This is a genomic window from Streptomyces tanashiensis, assembly GCF_014648895.1.
GTDB classification, from domain to species: domain Bacteria; phylum Actinomycetota; class Actinomycetes; order Streptomycetales; family Streptomycetaceae; genus Streptomyces; species Streptomyces tanashiensis.
Genome location: NZ_BMRZ01000034.1, coordinates 1 through 17,971 on the forward strand (window position 1 = coordinate 1; position 17,971 = coordinate 17,971).

A 17,971-nucleotide genomic window follows, 5' to 3' on the forward strand; every position below is an offset into this window, starting at 1 on the left:
CCGCGTGCCTCCCGCGTCGGAACCGGCGCCCGGCTCGGTCAGGCCGAACGCGCCGAGCACCTCACCGCTGCACAGCTTCGGCAGCCACTCCCGCTTCTGCTCCTCCGTGCCGAAGCGGTGGATCGGCATCGCGCCGAGAGAGACCGCGGCCTCCAGGGTGATGGCCACGGAGGAGTCGACGCGGGCCAGCTCCTCCAGGGCGATGCAGAGGGCGAAGTAGTCGCCGCCCATGCCGCCGTACTCCTCGGGGAAGGGCAGGCCGAACAGGCCCATGCGGCCCATCTCCGCGACGATCTCGTACGGGAACCGCCGCTCCTCGTAGTAGGCGCCGATCTTCGGGGCGACCACGTCCTGGGCGAACGCGGCGACGGTGCGGCGAAGGTCCTCGTACTCGGAAGAGAGCCGGTGATCAAGCATGGGAGTCCTCCTGGGGCCCGGTCGGGAGTACCGGGCGCGGGGGTGGCGGGGTGGCCGGGGAGTGGTGGCGGGTGACGGTGCCGGCGCAGTGGGATGCGTACGCCGGCACCGCAGGGGGTGGGGCGGGGTTACTGGGGTCCGCCGTCCACGTGGATCGTCTGGCCGGTGACGTAGGCGGCGTCCTCACTCGCGAGGAACGACACCACCGCGGCGATGTCCTCGGGTGAGCCGACCCTGCGCAGCGGCGACCTGGCGGCCGCCGCCCGCCGGAACTCCTCCGGGTCGGCGCCCGTCCGGCGGGCGGTCTGGTCCGTCATGGCCGTGGCCACGAAGCCGGGAGCGATGGCGTTGACATTGATCCCGTACGGGCCCAGCTCGATCGCCAGGGTGCGGGTGAGCCCCTGCACACCCGCTTTGGCGGCCGCGTAGTTGGCCTGGCCGCGGTTGCCGTCGGCGGCGACCGAACTCAGGTTGACGATCTTCCCCGATCCCTGTCGCCTCATGTGCCGCTGCGCGGCGCGTGAGCACAGGAAGGCGCCCCTCAGATGGACGTCGACGACGGTGTCCCAGTCGTCGTCGCTCATCATGAACAGCATGTTGTCGCGCAGGACGCCGGCGTTGTTGACGAGGACGTCCAGCCGTCCGTACTCCGCGACCGCGCGGTCGATCGCGGCGTCGACCTGGGCGGAGTCCGTGACGTCGCAGCCGACGGCCAGGGCACGGCCGCCCGCCGCGCGGATCGCGGCGACGGTGTCGGCCGCGTCGCCCTCGGTGAGGTCGAGGGCGACGACGGCCGCGCCGTCGGCCGCGAGGCGCTTCGCCGTGGCGGCGCCGATGCCCCGGCCCGCTCCGGTGACGACCGCCGCGCCACGGGCGCGGGGGCTGCCCGAGGTCATGCGCCCTCCATCGACCCGATCAGGCTCTTGGGGCGCATGTCGAGCCACGCGGTCTCGACGTGGTCCAGGCATGCCGCCCGGGCCGCCGGCCCCATGACGCTGCGCCAGCCGGCCGGTACGGCGGTGGGCGCGGGCCAGAGGGAGTACTGCTCCTCGTCGTTGACCAGGACGAGGTAGCTGCCGTCCGGGTCCTCGAAGGGGTGGGTCATGGGTGCACCTTTCTGGGGCTGCGTCGCGGTGCGAACCGCGGGGGGACGGGCAGGTCAGCCCTTGGGCATGCCGCTGAGGTCGGGCTTGAGGGAGACCGGCAGGGAGTGCATGCCGTGCAGGATCGTCGAGTAGATCCAGCTCTCGGGGCCGGTCTGCTCGATGTCGGTGACCATGCGGCGGAGCCCGTCGAGGACCGCCTCGATCTCCATGCGGGCGAGGTAGTGCCCCAGGCAGAAGTGCGCGCCGTGGGCGAAGGTGAGGTGCTTGTTGGGCGTGCGGTTGAGGGCGAAGCGGTACGGGTCCGCGAAGACGTCGCCGTCGAAGTTGCCCGAGGAGATCCAGACGCTGACGACCTCGCCGGCCTTGATCAGCTGCCCGTTGACGACGACGTCGCCGGTGGCGGCGCGGCCTCCGTGGATGGACGGCACGGTCCAGCGCAGGATCTCCTCGACCGCGGTGTCGAGCTTGGCCTCGCCGCTGCGCAGGGCCTTCCACTGCTCGGGGTACTGCTTCAGGGCGAGCAGGCCGCCGGTGATGGCGTGGCGTCCGGTCTCGTCGCCGCCGATCATCAGGCCGTAGCAGTTCGCCATGAGCTCGGCGTCGCTGAGGCGTTCGCCCTCGATCTGGCTGTTGGCCAGGAGGCTGACGACGTCGTCCTGGTCGCTGTGCTTGCGGGTCGCGGCCAGGTCGGCGAAGTACAGCAGGATCTCGCTCTTGGCGGTCCAGCTGTCCTCCGGCGGGGCGTCGGCGTGGTCGGAGCTCCAGGCGCGGGAGGTGAGGCTGAGGAGGTACTTGCGGTCCGAGCGCGGCACGCCGAGCAGGTCGCAGATCGCGCCCAGCGGGACGCTGCCGGAGACGTCCTCCGCGAAGTCGCACTCGCCCTTCTCGATGGCGGCCACGAGGAGGCCGTCGACGGTCTCGCGCAGGCCCTCGCGGATGTCGTGGAGCATCCGCGGCGAGAAGGCCTTCATCAGGATGTTGCGGATCTGGGAGTGGCGGACGCCGTCCGTCACGGCCAGCATCGTGCCGGCCGCGGAGTCGCCGCCGGTCAGCAGCGTGCCCAGGGCATTGCCGCCCTCGGTGGTGAAGTGCTCCTTGTCGCGGTAGACGGTCATGGCGTCCTGGTGCCGGCTGACCACCCAGAAGCCGGGCTGGGAGCCGCGCGGCTCCTGCCAGTACATGGGGCGTTCGGCCCGGAGGTGGCGCCACACCTCGGTCAGGTCCCGTTCCGCGTGGAGGACGGGGTCGGCGAGGTCGAGGCTCTCGAGTTCGGCCGGGTCGACCATCGGCTTGCTCTGGTGCGGGGGGACGGGTGTCTCCGGCCCGGTCCTCGGGGTCTCGGTCTTCGGTGCCTCGGTCGTCGTCATCGGTGCCTCGGTCGTCGGGGTCTCGTTCATCGGGGTCTCCAGTCCGCGTTGCGCGTCGGCGGGTTCGGCAGGGGGCCGGGCATCGCCCTCAGCGCTCCTACGGGGCGTCGGCGCGGCTCGCGACCGCGGCGAGTGCCTCGACGGTCGGGTTGCTGATCATTTCGCGGGGCGAGATGGAGTAGCCGGCTTCCCGCGCCTTGAGGATGACGGTGATGGCGAGCATGCTGTCGCCGCCGAGCGCGAAGAAGTTGCTGTCGGCGTAGACCTCGGACACGCCGAGCAGTTCGCCGAAGATGGCGGCGAAGGCCTCTTCCGCCGGGTTGCCGGGCGCCCTGCCGGCCGTGTCGGCCGTGGTCTCGGGCGCCGGCAGGGCCTGCCGGTCGAGCTTGCCGTTGGGGGTCGTCGGGAAGGCGGTGACGGTGACGACGGCGGCGGGCACCATGTGCTCCGGCAGGCTGCGGGCCGCGTGCTCGCGCAGTTCCGCGGAGCTCGGGGCGGGCTTGCCGTAGGTCTGGCCGGCGATCACGTACGCGACGAGCTGGCGGGTGCCCGGCTGGTCCTCGCGGACGACGGCCACGGCCTGGTCGACCGAGGGGTGTCCGGCCAGGACGCTCGCCACCTCGCCGAGCTCGATGCGGAATCCGCGGAGCTTGACCTGCTCGTCGGCGCGGCCGTGGAAGTCGAGGCCGCCGTCGGGCCGCGGGGAGACCAGGTCGCCGGTGCGGTACATGCGGGAGCCGTCGGCCGCGAACGGGTCGGCGACGAAGCGTTCGGCGGTGAGGCCGGGGCGCCGCAGGTAGCCGCGGGCCAGGCCGTCGCCGCTGACGTAGAGCTCGCCGGTCTCGCCGACGGCGACGGGGCGCAGTCCGGCGTCCAGGACGTGGATCCGGGCGCCGGGGATCGCGGTGCCGAGCGAGGGGGTCCCGGCCGCGGTCAGCGGTTCGGTCATGGTCGCGCAGACGGTCACCTCGGTCGGGCCGTACGCGTTGATCATCCGGCGGTCCTGTGCCGTCCAGCGCTCGACGAGTTCGGCGGTGCACGCCTCGCCCGCGACGAGCAGGCTGCGTACTCCGGGGAGGTCGGCGGCGGGGACGCTGGCCGCGGCGACCGGCGGGAGCACGGCGTGGCTGACGGCCAGTCCGGTGAGGACCTCGGTCAGGGTCTCGCCGGCGAGGGTGCCGGTCGGCGGGACGACGAGGGCGGCGCCCGCCTCGAGGACGGCCAGCAGCTCGAAGACGTACGCGTCGAAGCTCGGCGAGGCGAACTGGAGCAGCCGGCTGTCGGCGTCGACGGCCATCCGCTCGACCGTCGCGGTGGCGAGACCGGCGAGGCCGGCGTGGGTGACGGCGACGCCCTTGGGCGTGCCGGTGGTGCCGGAGGTGTAGATGACGTACGCGAGGCCGGCCGCCGTCAGGGGGGCGTCGAGCTCGACGAGCGCCGGGTTCGCGTCGGGGGCCGCCGCGATCCGGTCGGCGGTCTCCGGCTCGTCGAGGACGAGGCGGTCGATGCCGGGGCCCGGCGGGATCCGGTCGGCCGAGGTGCGGGCGGTGACCACCAGGGCGGGGGCGGCGTCGGTGAGGACGAAGGCGATGCGGTCGGCCGGGTAGGCGGGGTCGACCGGCAGGAACGCGGCGCCGGTCTTGGCGACCGCGAGGGTGGCGACGACCATGTCGACCGAGCGCGGCAGGGCCAGGGCGACCAGCTTCTCGGGGCCCGCGCCGTGGGCGAGGAGGACCTGGGCGAGCCGGTTGGCGCGGTGGTTGAACTCCTCGTAGGTGAGGGTCTCCTCGGTGGAGACGAGCGCGGTGGCGTCGGGACAGTCCTTGGCCCGCCGCTCCAGCAGCTCGGCGAGGGTGACCGGGGCCTGTCGGGGGCCGCTGTCGTTCCTCGGGCCGTGTGTGGTGGTGGCCATGCCGTCCTTCTCCTCAAGGGGGGCGGTCCCGGACGACGCGGCCGTACCGCCCGTCGTCGTGTTCGGCTTCGTCATGTCAGGGGTGCCGGGTTCGGCGGGTGCGTCGGGCGTGTCCGGCATGTCAGGCCACCGGCCAGCCGGCGTCGGTGACCGCGAGCCGCTCCCGGGCCTCGGCGCGCAGCCGGAGCCGGTCGGGCTTGCCGAGGGCGAGGACCGGCAGGGCGGTGCGCAGCTCGATGTCGGCCGGTACGTGGTTCGGCGTGAGCCGCTCGCCGACGTGCCGGCGCAGCTCCTCGGCGTCCGGGGCGGCGCCCGGGGTGGCGACGATCACGGCGCAGATCCGTTCGAGCCGGTCCACGTCCTCGACGCCGAAGACGGCCGCTTCCGCGACCGCCGGGTGGTCGAGCAGGGCGCGCTCGACGGACGCCGGGTAGACCTTGATGCCGTTCGTCTTGATGACGTCGGCGATGCGGCCGTGCAGGTGCAGGTATCCGGCGTCGTCGAGGTGACCGATGTCGCCGGTGTGGATCCAGCCGTCGCGGACGGTGCGTGCGGTGAGCTCGGGCTCGTTCCAGTAGCGCTCCATCGACCAGCGGGAGATGACGCAGACCTCGCCGGGCTCGCCGGGCGGCAGGACGCGGCCGTCCTCGGTGTCGCGGATGGTCACGCGGACGCCCTCGGGCGGGCGGCCGACGGTGGCCCGCAGGGCGGGGTCGCGGTGGTCGTCCGGGAGGAGGAGGCTGATGAGGCCGCTCTCGCTCGTGCCGTACACCTGCATGATGACGGGGCCGAGGACCTCGACGGCCTTGCCGATGCGGTCCGGGGAGGCGGCGCTGCCGGTGTAGAAGAGCTCCCGGACGGTCGACAGGTCGGTGCTGCCGATGGCGGGGTGCTCGGTCAGCGCGTACACCTGGGGCGCGGACAGGACGAGGCGGGTGATGCCGTACCGGCCGATCGCCCGCAGGACCTCGGTCGCGTCGAAGGCGGACTGGAGGACGACGAGGCCGCCGGTGATGACGGTGTCGTCGGCGGCGAAGCCGCTGGAGTGCGTGAGCGGCGCGGTGACGAGGCAGTTCGCGGGGACGCCGCGGGCCGCCGAGGTGGCCACCATGTCGTTCTTCACCGCGAACGACCAACTGACGCCCTTGGGGCGGCCGGTGGAGCCGCTCGTGTACGTGACGACGGCGATGTCGCCGGTCTCGGCGGTCTCCGGGTCGAACGCGTCGGCGGGGGCCGCGGTGAGGTCGACGATGTCGGGGCCGAAGGCGCCGAGGCCGGCGAGCAGCGGGCGCGTCTTCAGCGCGTCGCACAGTTCGCGGCCGCGGTCGACGTTGTCGGCGTCGACGGCCACCAGGGTGGCGCGGACGTCGGTGAGGATGTCGAGCTGGAGTTCCAGCGGCAGTTGGTCGAGCGGGTTGACCGCGTTGACTCCCCTGAGGTGGACCACCGTGGCGCCGAGCAGGTTCGCCGCCCAGCGCAGGATCAGCGTCGCCGGGGTGTTGGCGTTGGTCAGGACGGCGACCACGCTGTCGAGGCCGACGCCCTGCGCGCGCATGGCGTGGGCGGCCGAGGTCACCGAGTCGGCGAGGGATCCGGCGGTGGTGGGCACGTCCTCGCATATGAGGGGTGCATTCAGGGGATTGGCACCGAGGGCGTCCAGGATCTGCCGGACGTAATGACTATTGCCTTGCAACCACGTTCTCCATTCGGCTCGTGGGAGCGAGGCCGTCAGCGCATCAGTCAATTGAGGCACGGCGTTCCGGCCTCGCGTATCGGCCCGCTGAAAAGGTCGTTCACCAGATCTCAAGATAGAGGTGGAGCCGAGGCCCCGACATCCCCAGGTCTGGTAGTCGTGAGAATGCCGACGGAATGCCTTGATATTCGGACGACGGCTGTCCTAGCGTCGTACGCCATGGAGATACATACGGTCGAGTCGACACCCGTCACTGTGCGTTCCGGCGTACTCGACCCGGGTGCCCCGGCGGTCGCGAAGATTGAATCCGGCGATGTGGTGAGCTACCCCGACACCTGGACCAACTGGAACAACGAGTTGGCGTTCGGGATGTCGTTCGAGGAGCTGGTCGACGTCCGCCGGCGCAATCCCGGCAACCCGTTCCCGCTCCTGGGCCCGGTGGAGGTCGCCGGAGCCGAGCCGGGCGATGTCATCGAGTGCCGGCTCACCGCCCTCCGCACCCGGGACTGGGGCTGCAACGCCTCGCACCCGGGCTCGGGCGCGCTGCGTGACGACTTCACCGAGCCGTACATGCACTACTTCCGCTTCGACGAGGAGCGCCGCACGGCCACGTACGCGCAGGGGAGCACGATCCCGCTGGCGCCGTTCCTGGGGATCACGGCCGTCGAGCCGGCCGGCGACGAGCCGGTGAGCGCGCTGCTCGCGGGCCCCTACGGCGGCAACCTCGTGCTGCGCGAACTCACCGTCGGTTCCTCGCTGTTCCTGCCGGTGGCCAAGCCCGGCGGGCGCGTGTGGATCGGTGACGTGCACGCGGCGCAGGGCGACGGCATGGTGGACCAGACGGGCATCAAGTCGGCCGCGGAGGACCTGCGGATCCGCTACGACCTGCACAAGTCCGTCGCGCTCGACGCCCCGCTGGCGGAGACCGAGACGCACTGGATCGGCTTCGGCTTCGCCGACAACCTCGACGACGCGCTCCTCGCCTGCCTGCGTGGCCTCGTGGCCTGGCTGCCGGCCGCGGCGGACATCACGGCGGCCGAGGCGTACGCGCTGTGCGGCATGGCGGTGAGCTTCCGGATCACGCAGTACGCGGACCAGCGCGGCTCCTCGTACAGCGCGCTGCCCCCGAAGACGGTCCACGGCATGGTGCCGAAGGACGTCTTCCCGCCGGAGGTCCAGGAGCGGATCGGCGCCTGGCTGCGGCCGTCGGCCCGGTGACGGCCGGCCGGCGAACCCCCACCCCCCACTGCGTATGCCCGATATCGAGAAGGATGCCGCGATGAGCGAGCCGATAACCTATCAGCAGCACTGGGACCGCACGGATCATTTCGATCCGCCGTCGCTCCTGCTGGACCTGAGCCGGGAACGGCCGCTGACGAGAATGACCTACCCGAGCGGCCATGTCGGCTGGCTGGTGACCGGTCACGAGCTGTCCCGCGAGATCCTCAGCAATCCGGTCTTCAGCCACAATTACGGGATCGGCCACTTCCCCATCACCAAAAAGGGCAAGCAGATTCCGCCGCTGCCGGTGATGCCCGGGATGTTCATTCACATGGACCCGCCGGACCACACGAAGTACCGGAAGCTGCTGACCGGTGAATTCACCACCCGCCGGATGAACCAGTGGGCGGACCGCGTCGACGTCCTGGCCGCCGAGCACCTGAAGGGGATGCGCGAGCAGGGCACCTCGGCCGACCTCGTCGCCTCCTTCGTCCGGCCCCTGGTCCTCCAGGTCATCTGCGAGCTGATCGGCATTCCGTACGAGGAGTGCGAGAAGATCGCCCAGCTGCCCGACACCTCGAACGACGAGAGCATCGAGCTGGACGACGAGCTCGCCGCGGGCCGCGAGTCGTTCTTCTACGTGCGCGACCTCGTCCAGCGGAAGCGGGACGAGCCGGGCGACGACATGCTGAGCCGTCTCATCGCCGCCGGCGAGCTGACGGACCAGGAGATCACCAACATGATCCTCCTGGTGTTCGTCGCGGGGTACTCCACGACGGAGGCCGCGCTGACGTGCAGCACGCTGGCGCTGCTGCACCACACCGACCGGCTCGCGGAGTTCCGGGCGAACCCGAGGTCCGCGAACGCGATCGAGGAGCTCCTCCGCTACACGACGGTCAACCAGTACCAGATCTTCCGCACCGCGCTGGAGGACATCGAGCTCGGCGGCGAGACCATCCGGAAGGACGACACGGTCACCGTGTCGCTGCCCGCCGCCAACCGCGACCCGGCCAAGTTCGGCTGCCCGCACGCGCTGGACTTCGACCGTGACACCTCGGGCCAGATGGCCTTCGGATACGGCGTGCACATGTGCCTCGGCCAGAACCTGGCGCGCATCGTCATCGGCGCCGGACTCCGGACGCTGGTCGAGGAGCTGCCCGGCCTCGAGCTGGCCGTCCCGCTGGAGGAGGTCCCGCTGCGGGGCCGTTCCACGGTGGTGAGCATGCTCGAACTGCCGGTCCGCTGGTGACGGACTGACCGGCACGTCGCACACGGCGGAGCGGGCCCGGAGGATCTCCGGGCCCGCTCCGCCGTCTCGTCCCACGGTCATGCGTCCGCCGTCACGCCGTCATCGCGACGTGGACGATCTGGCCGGACACGGCCGAGGCCTCGGCGCCGGCCAGGAACCTTACGGCGTCGAGCGCCCCCGCCGCGTACGCCGATCCACCGGCGGTGGCGGTGGCGGTCAGGTCCGTCCCGGCGGGCTCCGGAGCGACGACGTTGGCCGTGATGCCGAACGGCCGCAGCTCCTTGGCGATCGTCCGGACGAACCCGGCGAGGCCCGTCTCGACGACCGAGTTCCGCGCCGCCGTCGGCCGGCCGCCGCCCACGACGTCGGCCAGCGCGAGGATGCGGCCCCCGCCGTTCTTGATCATCGGGTCGACGACCGCGCGGCTGGTGACGAACACCCCTCGCAGGGGGCCGCCGACGGCCTCGGCCCAGTCCTGATCGGAGAGTTCGCCCAGCGGACCGCGGTCGACGGCCCCGACGCAGGTCAACAGGACCTCAGGGTCCCCGAGTTCGGAGTGGACGCGCGCCAGCGCGCGGTCGACCGATCCCGCGTCGGCGACGTCGGCGGCCACGAACACGCACCGCCGCCCCGTCTCCGTGATCCGCCGCACCGTGTCGGCGTGCGCGGCCTCGTCCGCTCCGAGCACGGCGACGTCCATGCCGTGTTCGGCCAGCCGCACGGACGCGTCGGCACCGATGCCGTGCGCCGCGCCGGTCACCATCGCGACTCGAGCCATGGTTCGTTCCTCTCTCGACGGGGCGGCGTCAGGCCGCGGACACCGGGGCGCGCTCCACGAAGGAGAGCAGGGTCGCCAGGACGTGGTCGTGGATCTCGTCCATCCGGGCGGGGGTGAAGCACTTGGCGCTGTACGGCATCTCGATGCTGAGGCGGCCGTACACGGTCATCGGGGACGCCACGAGCGCGCCCGCCCCGGCCTCGGGGACCCACTTGGAGGAGATGGCGAACTTGCGCATGTCGGTGATCTCGAGACCGCGCGGCGCCGGCGGCCCGGCGACGGCACCCACGTTGGGCATGACGAGGCTGGCCGTCAGCACGGACGGGTTCGCGAGCAGCCGGGGCAGGGCCTGGAGCTCCCGGGCCGGCTCGCCCCGCTCGATGGCGTCGCGCAGCTGCCCGGTGATCCGGCGGCCCAGCTCGATCAGATCGCCGTCGGCGGGCACGTCGACGACGTCGAGGTACCAGGACGCGGCGGGGATCAGCACGTCGCGGCCGAGCGCGGGGGTCAGCCGGGCGCGCAGGTCGACGGGCGAGACGAAGCTCAGCCGGTGGTCGCTCCCGTAGCCGGGCCCGTAGCCGTCCCGGACCGCGGTCAGGAGGGCCGCTCCGACCAGGCCGTGCACGGAGACGCCGGCGCTCTTGGCGAACGCGACGAGGGCGGAGGTCTGTTCGCGGGTCAGACGGATGCGCCGCACGTCCATCAGGGGCCCGTCCTGCGACGATTCCTCCGCCGTGAACGGGAGTACGGCGAGCGGGTGCGCGGAGGTCCGCTCGGTGCGGTCCTTCACGTACGCGGCGAGGTCCTCGTCCGAGTGCGGCGCGAGCAGGTCGTCGACGGCCACCGGCCACGACTCCGCCGCGCTCCGCGGAGCTTCGTACGCACCGTCCTGGATCCCGGAGTACGCGCTCCAGATCTCGTTGCACAGGACGGTGGCGCTGTGTCCGTCGCAGATGACGTGGTCGATGCCGAGGACGAACGTCGACTCGCCGTCGCCGCGGAAGAGGGTGGCGCGGACCAGGGGGCCGCCGGCCGGCAGCGGCCGGTTGAGCTGGTCGGTCAGGTCGGTGGGCCCGGCCGGACGCACCTCCAGGCGCGGCAGCTCGTCCTCGTCGAGGAGTTCGAGGAACACCTCGTCGCCGTCGCGGGTCACCCGGCTGCGGAGCGAGCGGTGCTCGGCGACCTTCGCGGCGAACGCCGCGGCCAGCAACTCCTCGTCGACGTCGCCGCGTATCGTGCAGACGGTCGTCGCGAGGGTTCTGATCTCACCGACGTACAGGATTTCCGACAGTGACAGCTTGCGTCGCATACAGATCATTTCTCCAGACATGACTCGGCGCCGTCACGCTAAAGCCGACCGGGGCGGTTCCACATCCCTCGGCCTGACAGTTCCGCGGGAGAAGTCGGAGAGAAAGAGGCCGGTCCCGACAGGTACCGGCAGGCTCCTACCAGGCTGAGGGATGTGCGGGCCTACCGCCCGGTACTAGCGTCACCGAATGGCATGACAGGACTCCACAGCCAGTGCGTCCAAGAAAGTGCTGCATTCGCCTTTCCCTTGCTGACCGACCACTGCGTGAGGAGATTCATGCACTGTCGCGACATTCCCCCGCCCATTCAGGCACGACGCGAGAGGGCATACGTGTGAAAGCCGTCTACGCAGCCCGCCCGGACGACCACGACCCGCTCTCCGCGCTGGTCATCGGCGAACGCCCGGACCCCGTGGTCCCCGAGGGCTGGGTACGCGTCCGGGTCCGGGCCGTCTCCCTCAACCACAAGGATCTGTGGACCCTGCGGGGCGTCGGGCTGAACCACGACAAGTACCCGCGGATCCTGGGCTGCGAGGCCGCCGGCGAGGATCCGGACGGCCGCCGGGTGACGCTCTATCCCGTACTGGACTCCCCGCCCGGCACGACCGACGAGACGCTCGTCCTGCCGGCCGCGCAGCTCGTCGGGGCACGCCCGGGAACGCTCGCCGAGTACATCGCCGCGCCCGCCCACAGCCTGCTGCCGGTCCCGGACCACCTCACGTGGGAGGAGGCCGCCTGTCTGATGTGCACGTGGCTGCCCGCGTACCGGATGCTGTTCACCAAGGCCGAGCTGCTCCCCGGGAACTCCGTGCTCGTGCAGGGCGCCGCGGGTGGACTGTCCACCGCGCTGATCCAGCTGGGCGCGGCGGCCGGACTCCGGGTCTACGCCACGAGCCGCACCGCCGACAAGCGGGACCTGGCCAAGCGGCTCGGCGCCCATGAGGTGTTCGAGAGCAACGCCGAGCTGCCGGAGCAGGTGGACGCGGTCGTCGACAGCGTCGGCAGGGCGACCTGGACGCATTCGCTGCGGAGCGTGCGCAACGGCGGAACGGTCGTCGTCGCCGGCGCGACGACGGGGGACGTGTCGCCCGCGCGGCTGCACCGGATCTACTTCCACCAGATCAAGATCGTCGGCTCGTTCAGCGGTACGCGGGACGAGTACGCGCGGATGCTCGCGCTGATGAACACGACGGGCATCCGGCCGCTCGTGGACGAGGTGATGTCGGCGCAGGACGCGCACGCGGCCTTCAAGCGCCTGTCGGACGGGGATGTGCGGGGCAACCTCGTCCTCACCTGGCCGTGAGGCGGGCGGCCGTCCGCCGGCCGGCTGTCTGACCGACCGACGAAGAGGCGGTGCCCGGGGAGAACCCGGGCACCGCCTCTTCGCATGGGCCGGCACCGCGGGGTGCCGGCCTCCCTCATGTGCCCAGTGCCCCGAGCAGTTCCGCGGTGTGGAAGCCGAGCGCGACGGCCCGCGGAGCGGTGAGCCGCGCCCCTGCGGCGCTGTCGCGCGGACCGCCGGTCTCGACACGGAGTCCCCCGGGGTGGGTGCCCAGGCCGCGGTGCACCTCGACGAAGCCCGTGACCTCGTCGAACGCCCCCTCGGACGCCGCCGGGTCGCGGTGCAGCGGGTCGCACTGCCAGACGACCTTCCGCCCCGTCGCCTCGACCCGCTCGACGACCGGCGGCAGGAGGTCGCGGACCCCTCGGCTCCCCATCGCGCAGGTCAGCGTCAGACGGCCGGGGACGGCGTGCGGGTCGAAGCGTTCCACGAGACCGGCGGCCTGCGCCGGAGTGGTGTCGGGGCCGATCCGCAGACCGACCGGGTTCGACGCCCGCCGGACGAGGTCGGCGTACGAGGCGTCCGTGCGGGCGGTACGGGCGTCGAGCCACAGGAAGTGCGCCGAACCGTTGACCTCCGGGGCCGCCGGGCGGGCGGCGTCCGGGTGGGGACGCGTCATGGCCCGCTCGTCGCCCGGGGCCGGCATCCGGCGCGCGGTGTACACCTCGGCCGTGCGCGCGGTGTGGTCGGTGAAGCCGCCGGCCGCCATGAAGCGCAGACCTCGGCCGATCCTGTCGACGAGGCCCCGGTGGCGGGCACCGGCGGCGGTGCGCGCGAACTCCGTGTTCCAGCCGTGGACCCGGTCCAGGGTGGGTGCCTCGCCGCGGCACAGTCCCCGGAAGAGGTTCATGGCGGCGGCCGACGGGACGTGGTCCGGCGGGACTGCGCCATCGGCGAGGCGGTGGGGCCGCGCGTACGGACCGCAGACCTGGGCCGTCTTCACCACCGGCAGACCGGTCGCGTACATGAGGACGACGCCCAGCTGGTGCAGCACGCGCAGGTCCGCCTCCAGGCGCGCCTGGAGGTCGCCGGTGGCGGCCCCGGTGCCGTCCCCGCCCTGGAGCAGGAACGCCTCGCCCCGGGCCACCGCCGCCAGCCGTTCCGAGAGCCGTTCCGTCTCGGCCGGCGCCACGAGCGGCGGCGCGGCCCGGAGGTGTTCCCGGACGGCGTGCGCCGTGTCGCGGCCCTCGCCGGCGACGGCCCCGGAACCCTCGTCGACGAAGGCCCCGGCGAGTTCCTCGACGGTCTGGGGAAGCAGGGTCACGTAGGACACGGCGGGCCGATCAGCCGACGGGTCCGGTGAGGATGCCCGCGGCGAGGTGCTCGTACTCGGTGGAGTCGATGAGAGTACGGACCTCCTCGCGGCCGTCCCGGACCGTCAGGTACCGCCGCCCCTTCAGGATGGCCTGGCCGTCCTCCAGAGCCCGGCTGCAGAGCATCAGCCCGCCGCCCGCGCCCGGTTCCGCCGCGGCCAGGTTCGCGTTGACCTTGGCCTCGAACTCCGACCAGGCGGCGGGCTCCCGGACGGCCAGCGTGAAGCGGTAGACGACGTGCCAGCGGCCGCCCTGCGCGCAGCGCCGCAGCACGAGGCTCCCGGCGTCCTCGACGAGCCGGTACTGGACGCCGTACTGGACCTGGATCTCCTCGCCGACCCGCAGCGGTTCCAGGAACGACGGTCCCGCGTAGCCGACGTCGACCAGCCACCGCTCGTCGCCGAACGTGACGAGGAGGAGCATGTGCTCGACCTCGGTGCCGAAGACCTGCGCGCCCTCGACGGTGCTGCCGCCGAGCAGGGCGACGTCGAAACCCAATGCGCGGAGCAGCCGGAAGAAGAGACGGCTGAGCTGAATACAGCCGCCGCCGTTGCCTTCGGCGATCACCGCGTCGAATGTGGCGTCCTCGTCGATGTCGACCAGGTCGACTCCGGCACCCCGCCGCGACGGCGGACGGGTGAGCGAGATGACGCTGTTGTAGGGAATGGCCATGAGGTGTTTCTTGTGCAACACCCGCAGCGTGTCGAGATCCGGTTTCGTCTCTCCCTCATGACCTATACGCCGCAGATATGCGTCGACGTCGAACATTTCTCACCACATTTCTCGTCAGGTGGCCCCGGTGCCGGCCGCCGGAAGGGCGGCCGGCACCGGAGCGGTTCTCAGGGAGACGTCGTCAGCCGGCGAGCCGGTCGGTCGTCCGCTCGTGCAGGAACGCGGCGAGCATCGAAGGGGTCGGGTACTCGAAGACCACGTTGGACGGCAGCTTCGTGCCGCTCAGCTCGACCAGCCTGTTGCGCAGCTGCATCGCCGTCAGCGAGTCGAAACCGATCTCGAAGAGCCCCTGGTCGGCACCGAGCCGGTCGGCCGTGGCGTATCCGAGGACCGCGGCGATCTGCGTACGGACCACGTCGAGCAGGAGCTCCTCCCGCTCGGCGGCCGGCAGCGTCTCCAGCTGGTCCGCCAGCGCACGCCGCTCGTCGGCCGACACCGAGACCTGGGCCGTCGGGCGCCTCCTCCGGGCCGGAACCCGCTGGAGCCGCGCCCGGTCACCGCGGACGGCGGCCGCCCCGATCTCCTCGGCGGAGACGGGCCGCGCGACCACGGACCGCATCGTCAGCACCGGCGTCCCCATCTCGTCGACCGCCGCGAACGACAGCGCGTCGGAGCCGGTCCGGGTGAGCATGATCCGCAGGCTCGCGGCACCCTCGGCGTGCAGCACCACGTCGTGCCACGCGGAGAGCATCCGCGTCTCCCCGTCGGCGCCGGCCACGGACAGCGCGGGCTGCGTCGCCGCGTCCAGCAGAGCCGGGTGCAGACCGAACAGGCCCGCGTCCGCGCGCTGGTCCTCCGCCAGGGCGGCCTCGGCGAAGAGCTCCTCACCGCGGCGCCAGACGGCCCGCAGGGCCTGGAACGCCGGCCCGTGGACGTACCCCTTCTTCGTGAGCACGGCGTAGAGGTCGGTGAGGTCGACGGGCTCGGCACCGGCCGGCGGCCACTGGGCGAGGTCGGCACCGCCGCCGTCACCCGCACCCGCACCCCCGAAGGGCGCCTCGGGCGACAGCGTGCCGTACGCGTGCCGGGTCCACTCCTGTCCGCCTCCCTGACCGGCGTCACGGACGTCCCCGGACGAGGAGTAGACCGCGACGGAACGACGGCCCATCGGGTCCTCGCCACCGACGGCGACGTGCACCCGGACGGAACCCTCCTCCGGCAGCACCAGCGGCACGTCGGTCACCAGCTCGTCCAGCACCTCGCAGCCGAACTCGTCACCCGCCCTGATGGCCAGGTCGACGAAGGCCGCCCCCGGAACCAGCGCCGCGCCGTGGACGGCGTGGTCGGCCAGCCAGGAGTGCGTCCGCAGCGACCAGCGGGAGGTGAAGACCAGCCCGTCCGACTGCGGCAGCTCGACGACGGCGCCGAGGAGCGGGTGATCGGACTCGGTCTGGCCGAACGACCCTGCGGGCATGGCCGACTTCGTGCGCCGGATCCAGTAGTGCTCGTGGTCGAAGGCGTACGTCGGCAGGTCGACCTGGTGCCGGACGGACCCGGCAGGCAGGACGGCCGTCCAGTCGACGTCCACCCCGCGCACGAACGCCTCGGCGAGCGACGTCAGCATGCGCCGCATGCCACCCTCACCACGACGCAGGGAGCCCACCAGCAGGGGGGTGACGTCCGTGCTGTCCGCGATCTCGGAGATGGGCTGGAGCAGGACGGTGTGGGGGCTGACCTCGACGAAGACGCCGAAGCCTTCACTGATCAGGGCACGGACGGCGGGCTCGAAGCCGACCGTCTGGCGCAGGTTGCGGTACCAGTACCCGCCGTCGAGAACACCCTCGGACTCGACCCAGGCACCGTCCACCGAGGAGAAGAACGGAATCTCGGGAGCCAGCGCCGTGACACCGGCGAGCTCGGACGCGAGGACCTCCTCCACGGCCTCGACGTGACGAGTGTGGGACGCGTAGTCCACCGCGACCCGCCGCACCCGGACACCCTGGGCCTCCAGGACGGTCAGCAGACCGTCCAGAGCGTCCGCGTCACCGGCGATCACCGTCGAGGTCGGGCCGTTGACGGCCGCGATCTCGACACCCTCGACCAGCAGGCCGCGGATCTCGGTCTCCGGCAGAGCCACCGAAGCCATGCCACCCGCACCGGACAGAACCCGGCCGATCGCCTGGCTCCGGAGAGCCACCACGCGCGCGGCGTCCTCCAGGGACAGCGCACCCGCCACGCACGCAGCGGCGATCTCACCCTGAGAGTGACCAAGCACCGCGTCGGGGACGACACCGGCCGCACGCCACACCGCCGCCAGCGACACCATCACCGCGAAGCTCGCCGGCTGGATCACATCGACCCGCTCCAGCAGCTCCGCATCGGCATCGCCGCGCAGGACATCCGTCAGCGACCAGTCCACGAACGGCGCCAACGCACGCTCACACGCGGCCACCCGATCCGCGAACACCTGGGACGAATCCAGCAGTTCCCGGCCCATGCCGACCCACTGCGCACCCTGACCCGGGAACACGAACACCGAACGACCCGGAACAGCGGAACGACCCACCACGGACTCGCCACGCGCCACCGCACCCAGACCGGACAGCAGCTCGTCGCGCGAACCCGCGACCACCACCGCACGGTCCGACAGCACCGCACGACCGGAGGCCAGGGCCCCCGCGACCTGTGCGAGCGAGACGCTCTCGCCCGCCTCGACGTAGGCGGTCAGCCGCTGCGCCTGCCCGGCGAGCGCTGCCGTTCCCTTCGCCGAGACGACGAACGGCAGCACCGCATCGCTCTCCACCTGGAGGGGCAGCTCGGCCTCGGCCGGCGCCTGCTCCAGGATCACGTGCGCGTTCGTGCCACTGACGCCGAACGACGAGACACCGGCGCGGCGCGCACGGTCGGTCTCCGGCCACGACCGCGACTCCGTGAGGAGCTCCACGGCACCGGCCGACCAGTCCACCTCGGGCGTCGGCTCGTCGACGTTCAGCGTCGCCGGGAGCACACCGTGCCGCATGGACTCGACCATCTTGATGACGCTCGCCACGCCCGAAGCGGCCTGTGCGTGACCGATGTTGGACTTGACCGAGCCGAGCCAGAGCGGTCGGCCCTCCTCGCGGCCCTGACCGTACGTGGCCAGCAGCGCCTGCGCCTCGATCGGGTCACCGAGCCTGGTGCCGGTGCCGTGCGCCTCGACGACGTCGACGTCCGCCGACGTGAGACCCGCGCCGGCCAGCGCCTTGCGGATCACCCGCTGCTGCGCCGGACCGTTCGGAGCGGTCAGGCCGTTCGAGGCACCGTCCTGGTTCACCGCCGAGCCGCGCACGACCGCGAGGACCTGGTGACCGTTCTTCCGGGCGTCCGACAGCCGCTCAAGCAGCAGGACACCGACACCTTCGGCCCAGCCCGTGCCGTCGGCAGAGGAGGAGAAGGCCTTGACCCGGCCGTCGGCGGCCAGGCCGCGCTGGCGCGAGAAGCCGATGAACGTGTCCGGGCTGGACATGACGGTGGCTCCGCCGGCGAGGGCCATGGTGCACTCGCCCTGCCGCAGCGCCTGCGCCGCCAGATGGATCGCGACCAGCGACGACGAGC

General features: G+C 72.1%; 14 protein-coding genes. 3 read left to right on the forward strand and 11 right to left on the reverse strand.

The window, feature by feature from the left end; translation table 11 throughout:
- From IE237_RS39915 to IE237_RS39940, 6 genes are all read right to left on the reverse strand, one after another.
- The coding region (locus IE237_RS39915; RefSeq protein ID WP_189807126.1) for an acyl-CoA dehydrogenase family protein at window positions 1–417 on the reverse strand (417 nt) is incomplete at its 3' end.
- A gap of 128 nt (window positions 418–545) precedes the next feature.
- Window positions 546–1,313: a 3-oxoacyl-ACP reductase FabG gene (gene fabG / locus IE237_RS39920; RefSeq protein ID WP_189807127.1), complete on the reverse strand. Its 768-nt coding sequence runs from the start codon at window positions 1,311–1,313 to the stop codon at window positions 546–548.
- On the reverse strand, window positions 1,310–1,522 hold the full coding sequence (locus tag IE237_RS39925; RefSeq protein ID WP_189807128.1) for an MbtH family protein: 213 nt from the start codon (window positions 1,520–1,522) through the stop codon (window positions 1,310–1,312). The genes fabG and IE237_RS39925 overlap by 4 nt, the downstream gene beginning before the upstream one ends.
- Window positions 1,523–1,576: 54 nt before the next feature.
- Window positions 1,577–2,920, reverse strand: coding sequence for a cytochrome P450 (locus IE237_RS39930; RefSeq protein ID WP_229844224.1), 1,344 nt, complete (start codon window positions 2,918–2,920; stop codon window positions 1,577–1,579).
- A 67-nt stretch (window positions 2,921–2,987) separates the two neighbouring features.
- Window positions 2,988–4,922 carry a non-ribosomal peptide synthetase gene (locus IE237_RS39935; RefSeq protein ID WP_229844227.1) on the reverse strand — a complete coding sequence of 645 codons (1,935 nt, stop codon included), beginning with the start codon at window positions 4,920–4,922 and terminating at the stop codon, window positions 2,988–2,990.
- A gap of 1 nt (window position 4,923) precedes the next feature.
- The gene (locus IE237_RS39940; RefSeq protein ID WP_368858581.1) at window positions 4,924–6,555 is read right to left on the reverse strand and encodes a class I adenylate-forming enzyme family protein; all 1,632 of its coding nucleotides are present in this window, start codon (window positions 6,553–6,555) and stop codon (window positions 4,924–4,926) included.
- A 159-nt stretch (window positions 6,556–6,714) separates the two neighbouring features.
- Between IE237_RS39940 and IE237_RS39945 the strand changes: the two genes are divergently transcribed.
- Window positions 6,715–7,713 (forward strand): acetamidase/formamidase family protein, encoded by a 999-nt coding sequence (locus IE237_RS39945; RefSeq protein ID WP_189807129.1) that lies wholly within the window; start codon window positions 6,715–6,717, stop codon window positions 7,711–7,713.
- Between the two features lie 61 nt (window positions 7,714–7,774).
- Entirely contained in the window at window positions 7,775–8,965 is a 1,191-nt protein-coding gene (locus IE237_RS39950; protein ID WP_189807130.1) for a cytochrome P450, read from the forward strand.
- Window positions 8,966–9,056: 91 nt separating this feature from the next.
- Here the strand turns inward: IE237_RS39950 and IE237_RS39955 are convergent, their stop codons facing one another.
- Window positions 9,057–9,743, reverse strand: coding sequence for an SDR family NAD(P)-dependent oxidoreductase (locus IE237_RS39955; RefSeq protein ID WP_189807131.1), 687 nt, complete (start codon window positions 9,741–9,743; stop codon window positions 9,057–9,059).
- A gap of 28 nt (window positions 9,744–9,771) precedes the next feature.
- Window positions 9,772–11,052: a phthiocerol/phthiodiolone dimycocerosyl transferase family protein gene (locus IE237_RS39960; protein WP_189807132.1), complete on the reverse strand. Its 1,281-nt coding sequence runs from the start codon at window positions 11,050–11,052 to the stop codon at window positions 9,772–9,774.
- 332 nt (window positions 11,053–11,384) lie between these two features.
- Between IE237_RS39960 and IE237_RS39965 the strand changes: the two genes are divergently transcribed.
- Complete coding sequence (locus tag IE237_RS39965; RefSeq protein ID WP_189807133.1) at window positions 11,385–12,353, forward strand: zinc-binding dehydrogenase; 969 nt, start codon at window positions 11,385–11,387, stop codon at window positions 12,351–12,353.
- A 115-nt stretch (window positions 12,354–12,468) separates the two neighbouring features.
- Here IE237_RS39965 and IE237_RS39970 read toward each other — a convergent pair whose 3' ends face one another.
- The 3 genes from IE237_RS39970 to IE237_RS39980 form a co-directional block, all read right to left on the reverse strand.
- Window positions 12,469–13,665: a 3-deoxy-7-phosphoheptulonate synthase gene (locus IE237_RS39970; RefSeq protein ID WP_189807134.1), complete on the reverse strand. Its 1,197-nt coding sequence runs from the start codon at window positions 13,663–13,665 to the stop codon at window positions 12,469–12,471.
- A gap of 10 nt (window positions 13,666–13,675) precedes the next feature.
- Window positions 13,676–14,473, reverse strand: a complete 798-nt coding sequence (locus tag IE237_RS39975) for an arylamine N-acetyltransferase family protein (protein ID WP_189807135.1) — start codon at window positions 14,471–14,473, stop codon at window positions 13,676–13,678.
- 85 nt (window positions 14,474–14,558) lie between these two features.
- On the reverse strand, window positions 14,559–17,971 hold a 3,413-nt coding region (locus IE237_RS39980), incomplete at its 5' end, for a type I polyketide synthase (protein ID WP_189807136.1).

Excerpts from the sequence above, each read along its gene's own strand:
- IE237_RS39925 (WP_189807128.1), bottom strand. The coding sequence starts at position 1,522 with ATGACCCACCCCTTCGAGGACCCGGACGGCAGCTACCTCGTCCTGGTC.
- IE237_RS39935 (WP_229844227.1), bottom strand. The coding sequence starts at position 4,922 with ATGCCGGACACGCCCGACGCACCCGCCGAACCCGGCACCCCTGACATG.
- IE237_RS39960 (WP_189807132.1), bottom strand. The coding sequence starts at position 11,052 with ATGCGACGCAAGCTGTCACTGTCGGAAATCCTGTACGTCGGTGAGATC.
- IE237_RS39945 (WP_189807129.1), top strand. The coding sequence starts at position 6,715 with ATGGAGATACATACGGTCGAGTCGACACCCGTCACTGTGCGTTCCGGC.
- IE237_RS39955 (WP_189807131.1), bottom strand. The coding sequence starts at position 9,743 with ATGGCTCGAGTCGCGATGGTGACCGGCGCGGCGCACGGCATCGGTGCC.
- IE237_RS39975 (WP_189807135.1), bottom strand. The coding sequence starts at position 14,473 with ATGTTCGACGTCGACGCATATCTGCGGCGTATAGGTCATGAGGGAGAG.
- fabG (WP_189807127.1), bottom strand. The coding sequence starts at position 1,313 with ATGACCTCGGGCAGCCCCCGCGCCCGTGGCGCGGCGGTCGTCACCGGA.
- IE237_RS39950 (WP_189807130.1), top strand. The coding sequence starts at position 7,775 with ATGAGCGAGCCGATAACCTATCAGCAGCACTGGGACCGCACGGATCAT.
- IE237_RS39930 (WP_229844224.1), bottom strand. The coding sequence starts at position 2,920 with ATGAACGAGACCCCGACGACCGAGGCACCGATGACGACGACCGAGGCA.